This is a genomic window from Sodalis sp. RH16 (genome assembly GCF_047324245.1).
Classification (GTDB): Bacteria; Pseudomonadota; Gammaproteobacteria; order Enterobacterales; family Enterobacteriaceae; genus Acerihabitans; species Acerihabitans ligni.
The window spans coordinates 884,835-904,015 of the sequence record NZ_CP178737.1 but is presented as its reverse complement, the minus strand read 5'-3'; the positions used below and the strand labels follow the sequence as shown (position 1 = coordinate 904,015).

The window sequence follows — 19,181 nt, the reverse complement described above, 5'->3', positions numbered from 1 at the left end:
CCATTTTGCTTAATTTGACTGTAAGCATACTCACTATATACTCGACACAAATCTGATGTAGCGACCGGTCATTATCCTTAGTGAATTTTACCTGAAGAGGTAATAGGTTTTAAGGTACACTCTTTAAGACCTGAAAGCATGGGTGGTGTTAATGACGCTGAGAGGCGCCAAAGTTAACGGTCGTAAATTTAAGATTTAACATTTTTGATCTGCGCAGCAAAAGTTATGTCTTTTTATCTGTAAGCTTTAGTTATCATTACATTTGGAAAAGGATAACAGTGAGCTTATTCGCTTATAAAATATATTACATCATTGATGTGGATAATTATTGCATATTATTTAATGCCCGGTGTTAATTTTATTCATCGAGGATCGTATAAAAAATGAATTGCACAGATGTCAATAGATAATAGTTAATCTGTTTCATTTATGAAGCATACACGAATTTTATCATATTCTTAGGCGAGTCGTGATAAATATTAGGCGTATATTAATTTCGTTGGGGTGTTAAATTACAATGACATCATTAAATGAGCCGCATGCTGAGAAACCCCTCTCTCTTCCCATCAAAGGGGTGAGAAAAGAGGTAATCAATCGTATTAAAGCGCAATACTCTTTTGGCGATTTTATTCTACAGCCTTCTCGCGTTTTGTTTCATAAAACCCGGCAAATCAACGTATCGCCGAAAGAGTTGGCCGTGCTGGTATTACTGCTGGAATCGGCCGGCGAGGTCGTTACCAAAGAGCAGCTGATCGATAACGTGTGGGCCGGCGGCAACGTTGGCGAGGAGTCCCTGACCCGGTGCATTTATGTCTTGCGCCGCATTTTGCAGGAGGGTAAGCATCAGCGCTTTATCGATACGGTCTACGGCAAGGGCTATCGTTTCTCCCTGCCGGTCACCAAGATTGTTCCGGCGGAGCGGCCGGTCTGCGCCAACTGCATATTCGCCGTGCTGCCTTTTAAACTGAACAACCGGCCGGAAGCGCCGGGCCTGCATGACGCCATCGTACAGGAATTATCGGGTTATGCGGCATCGGGGCTGCACGTCTTGCCGTCCTCATTGACCCTCAATTGCGGCACCATACTCGAGACCCTGGATATGCTGGATAAAATCCGTGCTGATTTTTATCTCACCGGCTATGAACTGCTGCTGTCAGACGGGCCTTGCCTGCGTATGGAACTGATTCGGGCCCACGATCACGTAGTCCTGCACCGCACCGGCATAGCCTTGGGCAATCCCCCGGACGCGGATAATATCAATGCCGCGCTAAGGCCCCTTGTCCAGCGGCATCTTTCCAGCCTGGGGATCCGGCAAGAAAACACCCTGAACCCGCAGGGGGGAAACGATCCGCAAAAGCTGCTGCGGTCGGGGCGCGAGGCCTTCCTGCAATACACCCCGGAGAGCCTGGCCCTGGCCCTCTCCTTATTCCAGCAATGCCGGCAGCGGCTGCCTGAGGACAGGGAGGTGCTATGCCATCTCGCCGAGTGCTATTTCGCCCTGGGACAAATGGGAATGCAGGGGCTGGACAGCGCGTTGCGGGAGTGCGGCGCGCTGGTGTCGGCGATTCTGGCGCTGGAGCCGCGGCATCCTTTGGCGCTGGCGCTGGGAGGGGTATTGCACGGCCTGGATTCCCAATTGGGCCAGGCGGCGGAAATGTTCCGCGCCGCCCTGACGCTGGCGGCGGATTGCCCGTCGGTAAATTATTATTATGCCTGGCATTTATTCCTTGTCGGCGAAATCAAACGGGCGCGGCATTTTGCCCGGCAGGCCCATGGCATGCTGCCGGCGATGACGGCGATACGGGTATTGATGATGTGGCTGGCGTATTGCGACGATAACGCGTCCGTCGCCCTGCAAATGGCCGATGGACAGCCGGACGGCATCGCGCGGCATCCGGTCCTGATAAGCATGAAAGCGGTTATCCTTTGCACCGAGGGACAGCCTCGCCGCGCCAAGGAATTGATCGAACACCTGCGGCAAGGCAGTGAAAGCGACGGGATTGTTTTTTTCAATACCTTGTATGCCCGCCTGTTTTCACAGCCCGCCGCCGCGGATACGGAGCAATTCGCTCAAATGATGCAACAGCCGGAGCATCCCATGCCGTCGGCGCTGCTGCCGATGATCATGCAATGCCAGGGACTGCGCGCCGCTAAAAAATGGTATGACCGCTTAAGCCGCTCATCTTCACGCTGTTTGATGCTCTGGCGCCACGATCCGCGCGTAAAACAGCTTTATAGCCTGACGGGGGAGTAAACGCGCGATCATGTCTTACCGCCGAATACGTTGCCTGCTGTTGCTGATTTTGGCCTCAACCCCCGCGTCCGCTACCTGCTGGAGCGATGCGGAGCGCCATTTCGGCATCGAAGCCAGATTATTGCAGGCCATAGCCATTACCGAATCGAACATGAATCCCCAGGCTACGGGATTCAATAAGGACGGCAGCCGGGATATCGGCCTGATGCAGATAAACAGCATCCATTTGCCCCGCCTGAAAGCACTGGGCATTGATGAGCATCTTCTTTATAACGACAGCTGTCTTTCCGTTATGGTAGGAGCGTCGGTCCTGGCGGATATGATGAAAAGGTACGGTTATTCATGGGAGGCTGTAGGGGCCTACAACGCCGGCACGGCTGCCCATCGCCGGGATTTGCGGCGGCGCTACGCCAAACGGGTTTGGGGTCATTATGAAAAACTCCCTGCCGAACGGCCTGGAAATGCGCCCGCGGCGCCGGCAAAATATCCCGCCAGCCCCAAGTTGAAAGGTATTACTAATACATAATTAAATTCACTTATAAATAAAGCGGAATATTACCTTTGATGCGCTAATTGCTTCGGCCGTTAAGGATGAATAAAGTTCTTCACCTTGTTCAAACAGCGAGGTTATTTAGGCTTTATTATATTTCGCTATGTCTTATAGAATAATGAATATTTGACCATGAATCAGATTCCCATCATGATTTTTAAAAAATAGATAGGCATTATAATGAATGTAAAGGTAAATCAAAGACGGACGGGACTAATAATGCACAAGGAAAATATTATTGCTCCCGAAAGGCTGCTGGCGGCAACCTTCAAAGAGGATATTAATTCACCAAAATGCTGGCTGTTTGAAACCGGTGAAAAAGGGTGCCGTTTTCATTTCCACTCCGCCCGGGAATCCAACTGTCTTGCCGTGCCACAGGGCTGGCGCGGCATATTGATGATGAATCGCGTCAATATCGAGGTGATATCCGGCGCCATGAAACAGCAGGAATTGCCGTTATTTGCCTTGGTGAAATTGCAGGTCTTTATTGATGAGTCTAAAAATCTGACGTTGAAATATGAGCAGCCGCAACACTGGGAATCAATTGAGCTTAATAATTATCCGCATATCACGTCCTGCGGCGACGTGGAGCGCTGGTTATTATCGCAAACCCATACGCTGCCGGTGGAAATGGCGACCCTGGCCTCTTTTTTGCGCCGGACCGAATGGTACTGGCTGATCCGTTTTTTACTCAATGAATCGGTGAATAACGGCAAGCTGCAAGAGCTGGGGGCGCGCTATGGTTTGTCCTATTCCCACTTTCGGCGTTTATGCCGCAACGCCCTGGGCAATTCGGCGAAAAGTGAATTGCGAGGCTGGCGCATAGCCAGGGCGTTATTGGATGTGGTGGAAGAGGGTCAAAGTCTGACCCAGGTGGCCATGCGATACGGTTATGCCTCATCTTCACATCTTTCCAACGATATCAGAGATGCTTTTGGCGTCTCTCCCAGGGGTTTGTGGAACATGATCAACAAGAAATCGGAAAAATGAAATCGCTACGCTATTTGAGATTAACATTCATCTGCTGGTGCCTGTCCGGCGGCCCGCTGTCCACTCACCTGCAGGCGGCGCCCTTGGCCGACGGCGGCCGCGCCGATGCCGAAGGGTACATTGCCAATAAAGACGGGCTGAAAATATTTTTCGATGCGCTCTCCTCGCGCCTCGGCAAGCCGGTGATTGTCAGCAAGCTTGCGGCACGCAAACACATCAGCGGCGAGTTTGATTTCAGTCATCCGCAAGCCTTGCTGGAACAGATATCGCAACAGTTGGGACTCATCTGGTACCACGACGGACAGGCCGTTTATGTGTACGACGCCGGTGAAATGCGCAATTCGGTCATGTCGCTGCGCAATATCTCCTTCAGCGCGCTGAATAATTTTCTGCGCAGTTCGCAGCTTTACGACCAGCGCTATGCGCTGCGCGGCGACGACAATAGCGGCACGTTCTATGTCTCCGGTCCGCCGGTGTATGTGGACCTGGTGCTCAATACCGCCAAGTTTATGGACGAGCAGCCCGAAACGCAGAACGGAGGCGAAAAAACCGCGGTCATCCGCCTGAGCAACACCTTTGTCGGCGACCGGACCTATGAATCCCGCGGTGAGAAAATCACCATTCCCGGCATCGCCACGGTGATAGACCGGCTGCTGCACGGGGAAACCAAAAAGGGGGAAAAAACGGTGCAGCCCCAGGTGATGAATCTGGTGCCCGACGGCATGCCGGCGCCGGCGATGCCGACGTTCAACGGAGAGAATATCGGGGCGCGGGGTATGGAGTACCAGCCGCGATCGAGCCTGGCTGAAGCGCTGCGCGCCGAGGCCGGCACCGGAACCGGCGCCGTCAACGTTATCGCCAATCCCGATACCAACAGCCTGCTGGTAAAAGGCACGCCCAGGCAGGTGCAGCTGGTGACCAATCTGGTATCGGCGCTGGATATCGCCAAACGCCATGTGGAACTGTCGCTGTGGATCGTGGATCTGCAGAAAGAGGATCTGGATCAGCTGGGCGTCGATTGGCAGGGCAGCGTCAAGATTGGCAGCCAATTGGGCGCCACCTTCAACCAGGGGTCCTATTCCACGCTGGACGGCGGGCGCTTTGTCGCCTCGGTACAGGCCCTGTCGCAAAAAAAGCGGGCCAATATCGTTTCCCGTCCGGTGGTGCTGACCCAGGAGAACGTCCCGGCGCTGTTTGACAACAACCGCACTTTTTATACTGAGCTGCTGGGTGAGCGGTTCGCCGATCTGCAGCACGTTACCTACGGCACCATGATAAGCGTCTTGCCGCGCTTCGCCGCCGACGGGCAGATAGAAATGGTGTTGAATATCGAAGACGGCAATGAGCTGCCGCAAAATGACGAATCGGCACAGGCCCTGCTGCCTAAGGTCGGCCGCACCCATATCAGCACCGTGGCGCGGGTACCGAAGGGGAAGAGCCTGCTGGTGGGCGGATACACGCGGGATGAATCGAGCAACAAGATAGGGAAGATACCGGTTCTGGGCAATATACCCCTTATCGGCGGCCTGTTCCGCTATAAGCACGAAAGCCAGTCCAATACCGTGCGGATTTTCCTTATCCAGCCGCGCGAGATTACCGAGCCCTTGCCGGCGGATGCGAGTGAATTCGCCACGGGGCTTATCAAAAACCGCGAGAACGATCATTTACCCGATTGGTCCCGTAACTACCTGGACAGTCAGAAATGGCGCTGAGCATTAATAACCCTATGCCCCAACCCGCGGTTTACAGCAATCCGGCGCAGTCGGAGACAAAACCGCATACGGTGCCGACAGCGGCCCATGACTTGGCCGAAAATCTAGAAAGCGAGGAGGCGCCGGTCGGGCAGCTCTTGAAGTTTCTCCAATCCAGCGACGAAATGTCGGCGCTGGCGTCCCAATTCGCCAACAGACGTCTTTTTGATAAAAAAGGGGAATCTCTGTCCGATGGTTTTGAGCGGGTACTGGAGGAAGACGCGATACCGAAAGCCAAATCACTGCTGAAGGTCGCATCGGTAAAAGAAGAATCTCTGGTGAATCTGCTGCTTTACGCCCGCTCGATGTTTCCCGACGACAGCGATTTGATCATGGTGCTGAGGGAGCTGTTGCGTCACAAATTAAGCGAAACCTTGAAGAAGAGGCTTAAAGCCCTGCTTGATGAAGTGGTGGCGCAAGCCAATCCCCGCGAATCCAAAGCGGGCATCAACTGCGCGTTGAAAGCGCGCCTTTTCAGCCAAAAATACCTGGCGTTGAAACCGTCTTTATTACGCAGTAGCTATCGACGTTATCTGCAAAACGAACAGCACGCCATGGAGGATTACAAAGACTGGATCGCCTGCTATGGTTATCAATATCGCGGCGTGGTGCTGGATTTCATTAAAGCGGCGCTGCTAACGGATATTGATTCGCAGGACCCAAGCTGTTCAAAACTGGAGTTCGGCGACCTTATCGGTAAACTAAGTCAGGTAAAGCTCATTCGTTCCGGCGATGAACTATTCATTAAAAAATTAATGAACAATAATACCATGGCCGCTTTGAATAAAAGCGAGCCGGAGTGGTTGATGCTGTTTTTTTCACTGCTGGAATATCCGGAAGAAATAGGTAATCATCTTCATATATTATTAGGGGATAGATTTATGTTAACTTACCATAGAGAGCGATCGGCCATTTTACAATTACTCTTTCAGGCATGTAAATCATTACCGCATGGATTATTTCACAGTGCCGAATCGGCATTCAGACTGCTAAGGGATTTGCAATCATTCGCCTCGATTGCCTATAAGCATGAATTGATTGAAGACAGAATAAAATAGTTCATCATCATCTATATAACTGGTAATGGAATAGTTACGTGTTTAATAAATTTCTTAACAATCTGCGTTCGCGGCCTGAGCTGCTGATATTAGCGTTGGTCATTATGATCATCGCTATGCTCATTATTCCATTACCAACTTATTTAGTGGATTTTTTGATTGGACTTAATATTGTCATAGCCATACTGGTGTTCATGGGCGCTTTTTATATCGAGCGTATTCTGAGCTTCTCCACGTTCCCCTCCGTGCTGCTGATTACGACATTATTCAGGCTCGCGCTCACCATCAGCACCGCGCGCCTTATACTCACCAACGCCGATGCGGGCGAAATCATCGCCACCTTCGGCCAGTTCGTCATCGGCGATAACCTGGTGGTGGGATTCGTGATTTTCGCTATCGTGACCGTGGTGCAATTCATTGTTATCACCAAAGGATCTGAACGTGTGGCGGAAGTGGCGGCGCGGTTTTCCCTCGACGGTATGCCCGGTAAACAGATGAGTATCGACGCCGACCTCAAAAGCGGCACCATCGACGCGGACGGCGCGCGCGAGCGGCGCAGCGTGCTTGAGCGGGAGAGCCAGCTGTACGGCTCTTACGACGGCGCGATGAAATTCATCAAGGGCGATGCCATCGCCAGCATCATCGTCACCTTCGTTAACTTTATCGGCGGTATGGCGGTGGGGATGAATCAGCACCATATGGACATGTCCACGGCGCTGGCCACCTACACCATGTTAACCATCGGCGACGGGCTGGTGGGCCAGATACCGGCATTGCTCATCTCTATCAGCGCCGGCCTGATTGTCACCCGGGTCAATGGGGACGGCGACAATATGGGCCGCACCATCATGCAGCAGTTGCTGGGCAACCCATTCGTTCTGGTCATCACCGCCATGCTGGCGCTTTGCATCGGTATGCTGCCGGGATTCCCCATGCCGGTGTTCATTCTACTGGCGGTGGCGCTCAGCGGCCTGTTTTATTTCAAGCATCGCCAAACCCGGCGGGCCAGCGCGGGCGCCGCTTCTTCCCCCATGGCGTTTCAAGAGGGAACGCCTGGACAAAATCCCGGCATGGAAAGCCAATTGGGCATTATCAACGATCTCGATCAAATGACCGCCGAAACCGTCGCGCTGATCCTGCTCGTCTCCCGCGGCAACCACGCCGTGCTGGCAAAAGATCAGCTATGCGAGCGACTTCGCAGCCAGTTCTTTGTGGACTATGGCGTCAAACTGCCGGAGCTGATGTTGCGCGCATCGGATAATGTGGACGATCAAACGGTAGTGGTCTTGATCAATGAAATTCGCGCGGATGCGTTCACCATCCATTTCAATTTGATGAGGGTGATAAACGGCACCGATGAACTTTATCAACTGGGCATTGAAACCCGTAAGGAAAATGACGCTATCTGGGTGCCGCGCCAGGCGCAGGAAACGTTATTACAATTAGGCTATCAGCTACGCTCCGCTGTAGACGAAATCTACCATTGCTTCTCGGTGTTGCTCACCCATCATGTCAACGAGTTCTTCGGCGTGCAGGAAACCAAGCACATGCTGGATATGATGGAAAGCAAATATCCCGACCTGCTGAAAGAAGTATTGCGCCACGCCACGGTACAGCGTATCGCCGAAGTACTGCAACGGCTGTTAACCGAGCGGATCTCCACCCGCAATATGAAGCTTATTATGGAGTCGCTGGCCTTATGGGCGCCGCGGGAAAAGGATGTCATCACCCTGGTTGAGCATGTGCGCACCGCGCTTGCGCGCTATATCTGTCATAAATTTGCCGTTAATAATGAACTTAGGGCGATAATTATTTCAGCCGAAATTGAAGAAATGATTCGGGGCGGTATCAGAAATACCTCCTCAGGCGCTTTTCTCAATCTCGAGCCGGCAGTATCGGAGGAATTAATGGACCTATTTACCGTAGGTTTAGAAAACATATTGATTGCTCATAAAGACATGGTGTTATTGACGTCGGTGGATATTCGCCGATTTGTTAAAAAATTGATTGAAACGCGGTTCCGCGATCTTGAAGTGATGTCTTTTGGTGAATTGACAGAAGTTGTCAATGTTAATGTTATCAAAACAATATAATTAACCTTGGAGTATAATACATGCATGTTGATATTGCAGAGTTGGTCCGAGAAGCACTGTTAGAAAGCGGTTGCGATCCGAATCTGCTGAGTAATTTCGATAGTCATTCCACTATCGCACTTGATTTTAATGATTTGCCAAGTATCTATATCAGCAGTCAGGAAGAGGATATTTGGCTGTGGTCGCGACTGGCGGAATATAGCGATAATATCCTGGAGCAACGGGCACATGCCTTGCTTGATGAATTAATGAGCGGCGCTGATTTTATCCGCGGCGAACAGTTTCATTTATCCAGGAACGAGGGCTACCTCGAACTCAAAGCCCTGCTAAAACCCATGTGCTTGAACAGCGGGCAGAATTTTGCGGTTGCCCTAAGCGGTTTCTTTGAGCGACTTGAACGCTTCGTCGTGGTCATGCAGTAAATGACCGGCACCTTGCGGTTGTTGCGACGGCAGGCCATGCCCCTGCGTCTGGCCGGTCCCATCATCGAGGCGGCTTTGCCGGGCGTAAAGGTGGGTGAGATATGCGAAATCCGCCGCAACTGGACCTCTTCGGAGGTGATTGCCCGCGCACAGGTCATGGGGTTCCATCATGAACGTACCGTGCTGAGTTTAATCGGCAACGGCCGGGGCCTGTCGCGGGATGTGGTCCTGCATCCCACCGGCGCGCAGCTGACGGTAAGCGTCAGCGATGCTCTGCTGGGGGCGGTTATTGATCCGCAAGGGGCTATTACCGAACGGCTCTGTCGGCCCGATGAGGGCCTTTTGCCGGAAATCAGGCCTATAGACACCGATGCGCCTTCCTATCAGCAGCGTATCGGCATCCATTCGCCTTTCATTACCGGCATCCGGGCCATCGATAGCGTATTGACCTGCGGCGCCGGCCAACGGGTCGGCATTTTCGCCTCCGCCGGCTGCGGTAAAACCGTGCTGATGCATATGCTTATCGAACGCTCAGACGCGGACGTGTTTGTCGTCGGTCTTATCGGCGAACGCGGACGGGAAGTCACCGAATTTACCGAAGCATTGCGGCTTTCCGGGCGACAGCACAAGGTGGTTCTGGTCTACGCCACCTCGGATTACTCCTCCCTGGATCGTTGCAATGCCGCCATGGTCGCCACCACCGTAGCGGAGTACTTCCGCGATCAGGGCAAAAAAGTGGTGCTGTTTCTGGACTCCATCACCCGCTATGCCCGCGCCCTGCGCGATGTGGCCCTGGCCGCCGGCGAGGCCCCCGCGCGGCGGGGGTATCCCGCATCGGTTTTCGATGCCATGCCGCGCATCCTTGAACGGCCCGGCAACACCCGCCGTGGCAGCATTACCGCGTTTTATACCATTTTGCTGGAAAGCGACGACGAACCGGATCCCATCGCCGATGAAATACGCTCTATTCTCGACGGGCATATTTATCTGAGCCGTAAACTGGCGATGCAGAACCATTACCCGGCCATCGACATCCTGCGCAGCATCAGCCGGGTTTCCGGACAGGTGACGGACAATAACCAGCAGCTTATGGCAGGGGAGATCCGCAAACTGCTGGCCAAGCTTGAGGAGCTGCAGATTTTCCTCGATCTGGGTGAATACAAGCCCGGCGAAAATCCCGAAAACGATCGCGCTATCAACAAACGCCAGGCATTGCGGGATTTTCTATGCCAATCCACCGTCGAGGCCACCGATTTCACGGCGACGCTGCAGGGGATGTATGACGTTATTTCATAAGATAAAAAACCTTATCGGCCGTTGTGATGTCAGCCGGCAGCGCTGTGAACTGCAGTTGGCCAACGACGAACGGCGCCGGCAGGGCTTCCTCGAAGAGATTACCGCGCTGCAGCGGCATAACGAGGGGATGCGGCGATTAATCGAACTGGAGCGGCCGCAAGGCCAGCTGGACCGGGCGCAGCTTTTTTTACGCCAACGCCGCCTGGCGGTCCTGCGTCGGAAATTTCATGAACTGCAGCTCCAGGAAAAAAAGCTTCATCAGGAGGTTGAGGAGCTCGGTCAGCAGATGCGCGAAGTGCAGGCCCGCCGGCGGCACTGGCACCGGCAGCAGGAAAAATATCAGCGTTGGGCCGACCGGCAGCGACAGCAGCGCAGCGCCGTTCGGCTACGCCAGGAGGAAAATGAAATGCAGGAGATCATTACGTGGAAATCTTAACGACCTCAGGACATGTTTACGCCGATTCGTTCAGCGGTCAGCAAACCGCCGTCGATATTAAACAGATCGTTGCCGGCAAGGGAGCGTTTCAATTCCCGGCCAGCCCGTCGCCGGCGGAGAAACCGGTTGACTGGGCCAACACGGAGGACAACGCCGCACAGCCATCGCTCGGACAAGAGCTGTCTCGGGAGGATCGCGTCGGCAGGAAAAAGAAGCAGCCCGGTCTCGACGGTGAAGCGGGTGCCCTTGTTCAAGGCGCCATACCTTTGCAGGAGTCTGCGGCCATGGGGGAAAATAAATCCGCATCCCGGCTTAAAAACCGTCATGGCGCGGGACAGGATATCCAGGGCGCCTTGGTTGATAGGGAAGGCCGCCGCCGGTTAACAGCCGCCGCTACGGGGGAAACACCGTTGCCGCCGGCGGCCAAAGTCGCCGCTATGGGGGAAGCCCTGTTGCCATCGGCGGCCAATGCCGCCGAACCCAGGCTTGCCGACATGCCCGACACCGTTGCAGACAGCGCCGGAGAGGGCGAGGATAACTCCTTCAACGGCCTGGCGTCCGCCGGCGTTCCGGTGAACGCGCGCCCGGCGGGAGAATCAATGCCGGCACAGTTAAAAACCCCAGACCCGCTGTTGAATGAACGGCACCATATCGCTCAATTCGCGCCCGAGACGAAAAGCCGTGACAGCGAACGCGACGGCACGCTGCTCTATACCTTTAATAATGGTAAGGCGCTCGCCTCGGGAGCCCTGGAAGTCAATCAGGTGAAGATTGCCTTCCAAGGTTCGACGGTACTGACCCCGTCCAATAGAATCACCCAGGAGAATCTGCTGGCGAACCAAAGCGAGGCGCGGGGGTATCTGGTAAAACCCCCTTCCGATCGTGAACAGCAGCAGCGACAGCGGCACGACCAGGAAACGGGAGAGGATCAGTGAGCTACCGGCAACTGCGGTCTCTGCCCCGTACGCAGATGAACTGGCGACGCGTACTGGCGAGCTGGCGAACGCAGGATATCGCTGTCTCCCTGGAGACGCCGGTGCATGTCGGCCGTCGCATGCTGGTCAGCGCCGATGGCGGCGTCTGGCGGGCGTTAATGGATCCCAGGGAGTGGCTGTGCCATGAATTTCCAGAGCTGGCGACTCTCGCCGGCGCTGCCTGCGATGACGAAAAAATCATGGCGCTGTTCAATATCCGATCGCGTCCGCTGACCTTTGCCCACAAAGCCCTGACGTACCGCGCCTTGCGGGCCGAAGGTCTGATCGAGCAAGGCGGCGGACATTCAGAACCTTTACCCCGCGTATCCGCACGGGAATGTACGCTGTGGATTACCGACATCGCCGACAGCCTGGTGATGAAGCCACGATCCGCGGGGACCTGCTTGTCCGGTATGCCGTTGGCGGTTGAGTGGATAATCGGCTCAAGCCGTGTACCCGGCGCCCTGGCGAAACAACTTTCCGCTGGCGATGTCTTGCTGATCAGCAAGACGGAACACCAGGTGCGCTGCCAGGGGATAACAATCGGCACCTATTGGCAAAAAGAAGAGATGATTATGATTAAAGAGAACCATCAGCTTGGCGACCTGCCGGAAGGGGATGGCATGACGTCCCCGGCGGAAGAACCCGTTTCCGGCGCATTGGCGGCGGTACCGTTGAAGGTGGAGTTTATCCTGCAGCGGCGCTATCTGCCAATTGGTGAGCTACAGCAACTGTTTAAAGGTCAAGTGTTGGAAATCGATCCGTCCGGTGAAAAAAATATAGAAATCCGGGCCAACGGGCATGTGATGGCGGTGGGTGAACTGGTGCAATTGGAGGACAGGCTTGGAGTTGAGATAATGTCGTTACACCAGGACCGTTCCAATGAACACTGATATAGGCCTTATCGGCACATTATCGTTCTTGTCGTTGTTGCCGTTCCTGATTGCGTCCGGCACCTGTTATATCAAGTTCTCCATCGTTTTTGTCATGGTGAGGAATGCGCTGGGTTTGCAACAGGTGCCGTCTAATATGACGCTCAACGGGGTAGCGCTGCTGCTGGCGCTATTCGTTATGGCGCCCGTGGCCCGCGACGCCTATCAGTCATTTCACGATCAAGGCGTGGATATGGCCAGCTCGGAATCCGTGATGAATTTTATGGAAAACGGGTTGGACGGCTATAAAACCTATTTGCAAAAATATACCGACCCCGATCTGGCCCGCTTTTTTGAAAAAGCGCAATCACATAAAAATGGGGACACCGACATTGAGGATGAGCTTTCCTCTCCCTCGATGCTTGCCCTGTTGCCGGCTTATGCCCTGAGCGAGATAAAAAATGCCTTCAAGATAGGTTTTTATCTCTATTTGCCGTTTGTGGTGGTGGATTTATTGATTTCGAGCATTCTGCTCGCCTTGGGCATGATGATGATGAGCCCCATAACCATTTCGGTGCCGATAAAACTTATTTTATTCGTGGTGCTCGATGGTTGGACGCTCCTCTCCAAGGGCCTTATTTTACAGTACATAGATTTGGCTACTTAATGAAAGAGAATCTGGTGTAATAATGAATGATATTGTCTTTGCCGGTAATAAAGCGCTTTATCTGGTGCTTATTTTATCCGCCGGACCCATATTGGTGGCCACCGTGGTCGGTCTGCTGGTGGGTTTATTCCAAACCGTCATGCAATTACAAGAGCAAACGTTGCCTTTCGGCATAAAATTATTATGCGTGACGTTATGCATTTTTCTATTATCCGGCTGGTACGGTGAGACGCTGCTTGGTTTCGGCCGGGAAGTCATCAGAATGGCCTTGAGCCGACCCTGATCATGAATATCTCATCGATTTTCGACATTCAGCATGGATTGGCCGCCATGGTGCTGGGTTCAGTAAGAATCACGCCGGCTTTTTTTTTGCTGCCCTTTTTAAGCAGCAGCGTTGTCAGCGCCACCATCCGTATGCCGGTCATCATGTTGATTGGCCTATCATTATGGCCTCACCCCATCAACGCCCTGCCTCTCGAGCATGTCGCTGATTATATGAAAATTCTTGCCCAGGAAGCCTTTGTCGGCCTGATCCTGGGCATCGTCTTCGCCATGCCGTTCTGGATCATGCACGCCATCGGCAGCGTTATCGACAACCAGCGCGGCGCTACCATCAGCAGCACGCTTGATCCCATGTCCGGGGTCGATACCTCGGAATTGGCCAATTTATTCAATCTTTTTGCCGGTGCGCTGTTCCTGTTTGGCGGCGGCTTGTCACTGATGATGGAGGGTTTCAGGCGGAGCTACCAGATATGCGATCCCTTGTTGACATGCTCGCCGCCCCTGATTCCGGTGTTGGGATTATTATCTTATCTGGTCACCAAAATGATGATCCTGGCCAGCCCGGTTCTGGCCGCGTTATTGCTATCGGAAATGCTGCTGGGGCTGCTGTCGCGTTTTGCGCCACAAATGAATGCTTTTTCAATCTCATTAACCATTAAAAGCTTAATTGCATTCTTCATTCTCATACTCTACTTTTCACCGGTTGTGCCCGACGCATTCAGGGCGTTATGGCCTCAGGGCGATCATTGGAATATTTGGCTGTTAAAAGATGTAATAGGTTCATCTATTAACTGATCACCAACGGATAAGGCCCAGCCGCAGGAAACCCGATGTCGAACAAAACAGAAAAGCCGACCCCGAAACGCTTAAAGGACGCGGCGCAAAAAGGCCAAACCTTTAAATCCCGCGATCTTCTGGTGGCCTGCATGCTGCTATGCGGCGTTCTTTGGCTGACGTCCGTGAGCTCTTTGTCAGAATTGATGGAACTGTATCGTAATCTGATAGCCGTCAATTTTGAATTGAACCTAAAAGCGTACAGCACCGCAATAATCATTCTGGCATTAAAGCTGATTATCCCTATATTGCTGATATGCTTGGCGACCTCGGCGCTGCCCACGCTGATTCAAACCGGCTTTGTTCTTGCCACCAAGGCGCTGAAGCTGAATTTCAACGCGTTGAATCCTACCAAAGGCTTCAAGAAAATATTCAGCATGCGGACCATCAAGGATGCGGTAAAAGCGTTCTTATACTTTGCAAGCTTTGCCCTCGCTATTGTTATCACCTGGCATAAAAATAAACACCTTCTTTTTTCTCAGGTCCACGGTACCGGCGCAAGCATTGTTTTTATCTGGCGCGATCTGCTGTTGTCATTGGTGTTAACCTGCCTGGCCTGTCTTATCCTCGTTTCGATGCTTGATGCTCTGGCGGATTATTTTTTGCATTTAAAAGAATTGAAAATGGATAAGCAAGAAGTTAAACGAGAAATGAAAGAACAAGACGGAAATCCAGAGATTAAATCACGGCGGCGCCAGCTGCATATGGAGTTGCTTTCAGAGCAGACCAAATCGGATATCAGGGGCTCAAAGCTTATCATCGCCAACCCGACGCATATAGCCATCGGGATTTATTTCAACCCGGATGTCGTGCCGGCGCCCTTTATTTCGGTTTTTGAATGCAACCAGCGGGCATTGGCGGTCAGACGCTATGCCGAAGAGGTCGGCGTACCCGTAGTACGTGATATACAGCTAGCCAGGAAGATTTATAAAACCCATCGTTTATATACCTTTATTAAATTAGAAGAACTTGATGAAGTGATGCGTTTATTAACCTGGCTTAAAGAAGTAGAAGATGCCTGGCAAAGTGAATCACATCCTTGATGGATTTAAAGAAAAATTTTATTTTAAATATTCAATAAAAATTTATTAATATTCTGAATCTGATCACACTCGTCTGGTTAAAAAAACTATCTCACTTTTTTTTAGTAAGCGATAGTTGAAAGTAATGCCATTAGTTTCATGTTTCAATCAAGTCACCATCATTATCGATGGTGACATTTTCAGGAGTTATTTATGAATGTAAATGATAATGTCAGCGATGAGCAAATCGCGTCTATGTTGTGGAATGCGGTTAAAAGCGGAGTAACGTTAAAAGACGTGCATGAGTTGCCGGATGAAATGATGGAAGGGCTTTATGCGCACGCCTATGATTTTTACAATAAAGGGCAGTTGGACGAAGCCGCCACTTTTTTCCGCTTTCTATGTATTTATGATTTTTATAATCCTGATTATTACATGGGGTTGGCGGCGGTATATCAATTGCAAAAGCAATTCCAAAAAGCGGCGGATATTTATGCCGTGGCTTTTTCTCTTGCACAAGATGATTATCGGCCGGTGTTTTTCAGCGGGCAATGCCAGCTGCTGATGCAAAAGGCCAATAAAGCAAAACAATGCTTTGAATTAGTGGCGGAACACTCACGGGAAGAAGCTTTTCGCATCAGAGCCAACGCTTATTTGGACCAACTCAATAAGGATGTTGAAAAAAAAGATTCAGTTGCTGAACATAAGGAGCTTACATGACGGATATCTCAAAACCCCTGAGCAGCAGTCAAGTTCATATTTTTACGACACCCGCTAAGGGCAATGAAGCCGTTAATACGGCTTTATACAATAAGACACATATTACGCAGGAAAAAGCGCTGTCGCTTTTTCAGGAATCGCAGAAGGCTGCGCTGGCCATGTTGGCCGTCATTAACGATAACGCTGCACAATCCACTTCGCGGCCTTTGGCTGAAAGTGGCGCGCCTGAGTTAAGAGAACCGGCGAAACCGGTGGGCGCGGATGCAAAACTCAGCGGCAGCGCCGTGTTCACACTGTTGGCCGGAAACGCCATGATGCTGCTGGGGAATCACTCCCTGGTGCAGTTGGCCGATCGGTTGCAGATAATACAGGCCAATAGCGAAGCTTTGCAACAGGCTAACGAGGCTTTGGCGCAGCAATTCCAGCAGGCTGTGGACAGCAGCGCGGCCGCGCTCAGTGCCGCGGAAGCTGATAGCGCATCATTGCAAACCGCACAAAATTCGCTGGCGGAAAAACAGGAAAATTATGATCAGGCCAAAAATCGATTGGACCTGCTTTCTCCCGAGGACCCGGAATATACCGCCGCACTAAGCCGGTTCGAATCGGCCGAGCGGGAATTGTCCGACGCCGCAAGGGATGTTGCCCAGGCGCAGGTAAAAGCCGGTGAGTCCTATCAGGCCGCACGGGAAAGTTCTTTATTACTGGACGATCTGTTCCGGAAAATGCAGGGAACGGCAAATATTCCGTCCCCGATGATGAAGGAATCGGCGGAACAAAGCCTCAGCACCATGGCCCGCATGTTATTCCTTATCAGCACCCTGATGAAGCTGATGGGTGAAAACAATGAAAAAGCGCTGGCAAACGATCAGGAATTATTTCTGAACATCCAGGAAAGCGAACAGCGATCGTTGAAAATCCAGGGTGACAAACACGCCGAAGAGATGAAAAAAGCCGAGGCCTTGAATACGGCAATGGGCTGCGTCGGCAGAATTCTTGGCGGCCTTATCACGCTGATAAGCGTCGTCGGGGCGATATTTTCCGGAGGCGCCAGCCTGGCCATCGCTGCCGTCGGTATCGCTTTGATGGTGGGTGATGAAATCAGTAAAGCGGTCACCGGCGTTTCTTTTATGGAAAAAGCACTCAGCCCGATCATGGACAATATCATCAAACCCCTGGTGGATGCCCTGAGCAAAGGCATTGCCAAAATGCTCGAAAGGCTGGGGATGGACGCCGCCACCGCCAACATGATCGGCGGCATTGTCGGAACGCTGGTGGCCGCGGCTCTGGTCATCGCCGTCATGATTGTGGGCAAAGCCGCGGCCGGAAAAGTGGCCTCCACCGCCTTTGCCAATATGGTGAAGGAAGCGCTCAAGGATATCCTGCCGGTGGTGTTGAAGAATGCCGCCACCACGGTGAACAGCGCGGTGAGAAGCGGTGTGAGACGCGCGCTTGACCGGTTGAAGATGGCGTCGGATAAAGAGGCCCTTCAGCTCTATTCCAATCGTCTTAACACTATCAGTGCCGGTACCGCATTGGGTTCGGAAACGATACAGGGGGGCATCGGCGTGGCCAGGGGATTCGCTGAAAAAAATGCCGCTGACATTGAGGCAAGCTTCACCCTGTCCAGCGCGGTGATGGCGCAAATCAGGCAACTGATTGAACAATTAATCGAGAAGTTCGCCGATTCGCAACAGGATCAGCAACGGCTTATGGCGATGTTGTCAGACGCGCAAACCAATACTGGCCAAACCCAGAAATCCATACTCAGAAATTCAATAGCTTAAAAAGGAAATTATCATGTCCGCAATATCTTCGCAAGGCATAGCCTCTAGTGTGCTGAACCAGGAAGCTCTCACCGCAAATGCTCAAACCAGCAATGCCGAGGCCAACGGGAAACCGATATCATCCAGCCAATCTTTTGCCGGTATCGTCACCGACAAAATGCTTGACTCTTTATTAGGTACCGGTGCCGCCGTCACGTTAAGACATCCCGATAGCGCCGGGCGCATGCCGGTCAAGGAACTGCATGCCCAGGTGGAAAAAATGCTGGAACGCCCGGATCTCTTGCAGGTTTTGGAGCAACGTGCAGCCGAAGGCACGGAAAAAAAGGAGGTAAAAAAGGAATTTGATATCAGTAAATTAACGTCCAGTAATATCGCCGCCATATTTGCCGAAATTTTAAAGGCGCTGCAGGCAAATAAAACGGCGGAAAATAATAATAAAGGGGATATGGCGATCCTGAAAGGGCAAATGACCGCGGGTGCCGCGGAAGCCATTATAAAGAGTGGACAAACAGCACTCAACGGCGCTATCGGCCAGGCGGCATTCGGCACCGCTATTTCCGGGGCGGGTTTCAGCACGCAACAAAAAGGCCTCGCTCACGAAAGCCAAGTGCTTAAGAATAATAACAGGGACATTGTTGAAAAGAAGTTTACGTTGGAAAACGATCGAATGAATTTTTCAAGAAGCGGAACTTCAACCCCCGATTCCGCCATGGATATCGAGCCGCCGCGTTTCAATAATGCCGACGGTCAAAACTTTGTCCGCGGACAAAGTAATGAAACGGCTAAAGAGGCGTATGGGGAGCATGTCAAAGATGGCGCCCGATTCACCGCACGGGAGAATGAAATCAATCATCTTGAAATTGATATGAAGGATGAGATGGCCAAAGCTGAAAAAATCAAAAACCTAGGTATGTTCATGTCACAGATGAACCATCCCGTCACGGGCATCACCGCCGGCCAAACCCAGGCTATTCAGGCCAGTGAGAATGCGCAGCAGCATATTCTGCAGCAGGTGGGTCATGCCGCCGACGGTCTGGGGGAAACCAGCAGCGCCAATTCCCGTGATTTCGAGAGCCTGCTGCAAACCATCGCGCAAAAACTCGCGGAAATCATACGGGCCCATTTGGACACCGCCGGCATGATAGCGGGTAAATCAGTTTGATTATAACAAGCGCC

The 19,181-nt window shown here is 52.2% G+C and carries 18 protein-coding genes; all 18 read left to right on the top strand.

What is annotated here, in order from left to right; all coding sequences use genetic code 11:
* Positions 1–517: 517 nt before the first annotated feature.
* The 18 genes from ACL2XJ_RS04270 to ACL2XJ_RS04185 all read left to right on the top strand — a co-directional run bounded on the left by ACL2XJ_RS04270 (position 518) and on the right by ACL2XJ_RS04185 (position 19,167).
* Positions 518–2,254, top strand: coding sequence for a winged helix-turn-helix domain-containing protein (locus ACL2XJ_RS04270; RefSeq protein WP_413725739.1), 1,737 nt, complete (start codon positions 518–520; stop codon positions 2,252–2,254).
* 10 nt (positions 2,255–2,264) lie between these two features.
* A complete protein-coding gene (locus ACL2XJ_RS04265; RefSeq protein ID WP_413725738.1) occupies positions 2,265–2,780 on the top strand; it encodes a transglycosylase SLT domain-containing protein in 516 nt (171 codons plus the stop codon).
* Positions 2,781–3,023: 243 nt separating this feature from the next.
* Positions 3,024–3,794, top strand: coding sequence for a helix-turn-helix domain-containing protein (locus tag ACL2XJ_RS04260; RefSeq protein ID WP_413725737.1), 771 nt, complete (start codon positions 3,024–3,026; stop codon positions 3,792–3,794).
* Positions 3,791–5,506, top strand: a complete 1,716-nt coding sequence (gene sctC, locus ACL2XJ_RS04255) for a type III secretion system outer membrane ring subunit SctC (protein WP_413725736.1) — start codon at positions 3,791–3,793, stop codon at positions 5,504–5,506. The genes ACL2XJ_RS04260 and sctC overlap by 4 nt, the downstream gene beginning before the upstream one ends.
* A complete protein-coding gene (sctW, locus tag ACL2XJ_RS04250) occupies positions 5,497–6,603 on the top strand; it encodes a type III secretion system gatekeeper subunit SctW (RefSeq protein ID WP_413725735.1) in 1,107 nt (368 codons plus the stop codon). The genes sctC and sctW overlap by 10 nt, the downstream gene beginning before the upstream one ends.
* A 38-nt stretch (positions 6,604–6,641) precedes the next feature.
* On the top strand, positions 6,642–8,696 hold the full coding sequence (locus tag ACL2XJ_RS04245; RefSeq protein ID WP_132925294.1) for an EscV/YscV/HrcV family type III secretion system export apparatus protein: 2,055 nt from the start codon (positions 6,642–6,644) through the stop codon (positions 8,694–8,696).
* A gap of 20 nt (positions 8,697–8,716) precedes the next feature.
* Positions 8,717–9,118 carry an SPI-1 type III secretion system chaperone SpaK gene (spaK, locus tag ACL2XJ_RS04240; protein WP_413725734.1) on the top strand — a complete coding sequence of 134 codons (402 nt, stop codon included), beginning with the start codon at positions 8,717–8,719 and terminating at the stop codon, positions 9,116–9,118.
* Complete coding sequence (sctN, locus tag ACL2XJ_RS04235) at positions 9,119–10,414, top strand: type III secretion system ATPase SctN (RefSeq protein ID WP_132925298.1); 1,296 nt, start codon at positions 9,119–9,121, stop codon at positions 10,412–10,414.
* Positions 10,398–10,850 (top strand): hypothetical protein, encoded by a 453-nt coding sequence (locus tag ACL2XJ_RS04230; RefSeq protein ID WP_413725733.1) that lies wholly within the window; start codon positions 10,398–10,400, stop codon positions 10,848–10,850. The genes sctN and ACL2XJ_RS04230 overlap by 17 nt, the downstream gene beginning before the upstream one ends.
* Entirely contained in the window at positions 10,838–11,785 is a 948-nt protein-coding gene (locus ACL2XJ_RS04225) for a hypothetical protein (protein WP_413725732.1), read from the top strand. Before ACL2XJ_RS04230 ends, ACL2XJ_RS04225 begins: the two co-directional genes overlap by 13 nt.
* The gene (locus ACL2XJ_RS04220; protein WP_413725731.1) at positions 11,782–12,717 is read left to right on the top strand and encodes a FliM/FliN family flagellar motor switch protein; all 936 of its coding nucleotides are present in this window, start codon (positions 11,782–11,784) and stop codon (positions 12,715–12,717) included. Before ACL2XJ_RS04225 ends, ACL2XJ_RS04220 begins: the two co-directional genes overlap by 4 nt.
* Positions 12,707–13,363 (top strand): EscR/YscR/HrcR family type III secretion system export apparatus protein, encoded by a 657-nt coding sequence (locus ACL2XJ_RS04215; protein ID WP_413725730.1) that lies wholly within the window; start codon positions 12,707–12,709, stop codon positions 13,361–13,363. Before ACL2XJ_RS04220 ends, ACL2XJ_RS04215 begins: the two co-directional genes overlap by 11 nt.
* A gap of 22 nt (positions 13,364–13,385) precedes the next feature.
* Positions 13,386–13,646 (top strand): EscS/YscS/HrcS family type III secretion system export apparatus protein, encoded by a 261-nt coding sequence (locus ACL2XJ_RS04210; protein WP_132925308.1) that lies wholly within the window; start codon positions 13,386–13,388, stop codon positions 13,644–13,646.
* Positions 13,647–13,648: 2 nt separating this feature from the next.
* Positions 13,649–14,440, top strand: a complete 792-nt coding sequence (sctT, locus tag ACL2XJ_RS04205) for a type III secretion system export apparatus subunit SctT (RefSeq protein ID WP_413725729.1) — start codon at positions 13,649–13,651, stop codon at positions 14,438–14,440.
* A 35-nt stretch (positions 14,441–14,475) separates the two neighbouring features.
* Complete coding sequence (locus tag ACL2XJ_RS04200) at positions 14,476–15,522, top strand: EscU/YscU/HrcU family type III secretion system export apparatus switch protein (protein WP_413725728.1); 1,047 nt, start codon at positions 14,476–14,478, stop codon at positions 15,520–15,522.
* A gap of 192 nt (positions 15,523–15,714) precedes the next feature.
* A complete protein-coding gene (gene sicA / locus ACL2XJ_RS04195; RefSeq protein ID WP_413725727.1) occupies positions 15,715–16,221 on the top strand; it encodes a type III secretion system translocator chaperone SicA in 507 nt (168 codons plus the stop codon).
* Positions 16,218–18,005: a type III secretion system translocon subunit SctE gene (gene sctE / locus ACL2XJ_RS04190; protein ID WP_413725726.1), complete on the top strand. Its 1,788-nt coding sequence runs from the start codon at positions 16,218–16,220 to the stop codon at positions 18,003–18,005. Before sicA ends, sctE begins: the two co-directional genes overlap by 4 nt.
* Positions 18,006–18,018: 13 nt before the next feature.
* On the top strand, positions 18,019–19,167 hold the full coding sequence (locus ACL2XJ_RS04185; protein WP_413725725.1) for an IpaC/SipC family type III secretion system effector: 1,149 nt from the start codon (positions 18,019–18,021) through the stop codon (positions 19,165–19,167).
* Positions 19,168–19,181: the final 14 nt, after the last annotated feature.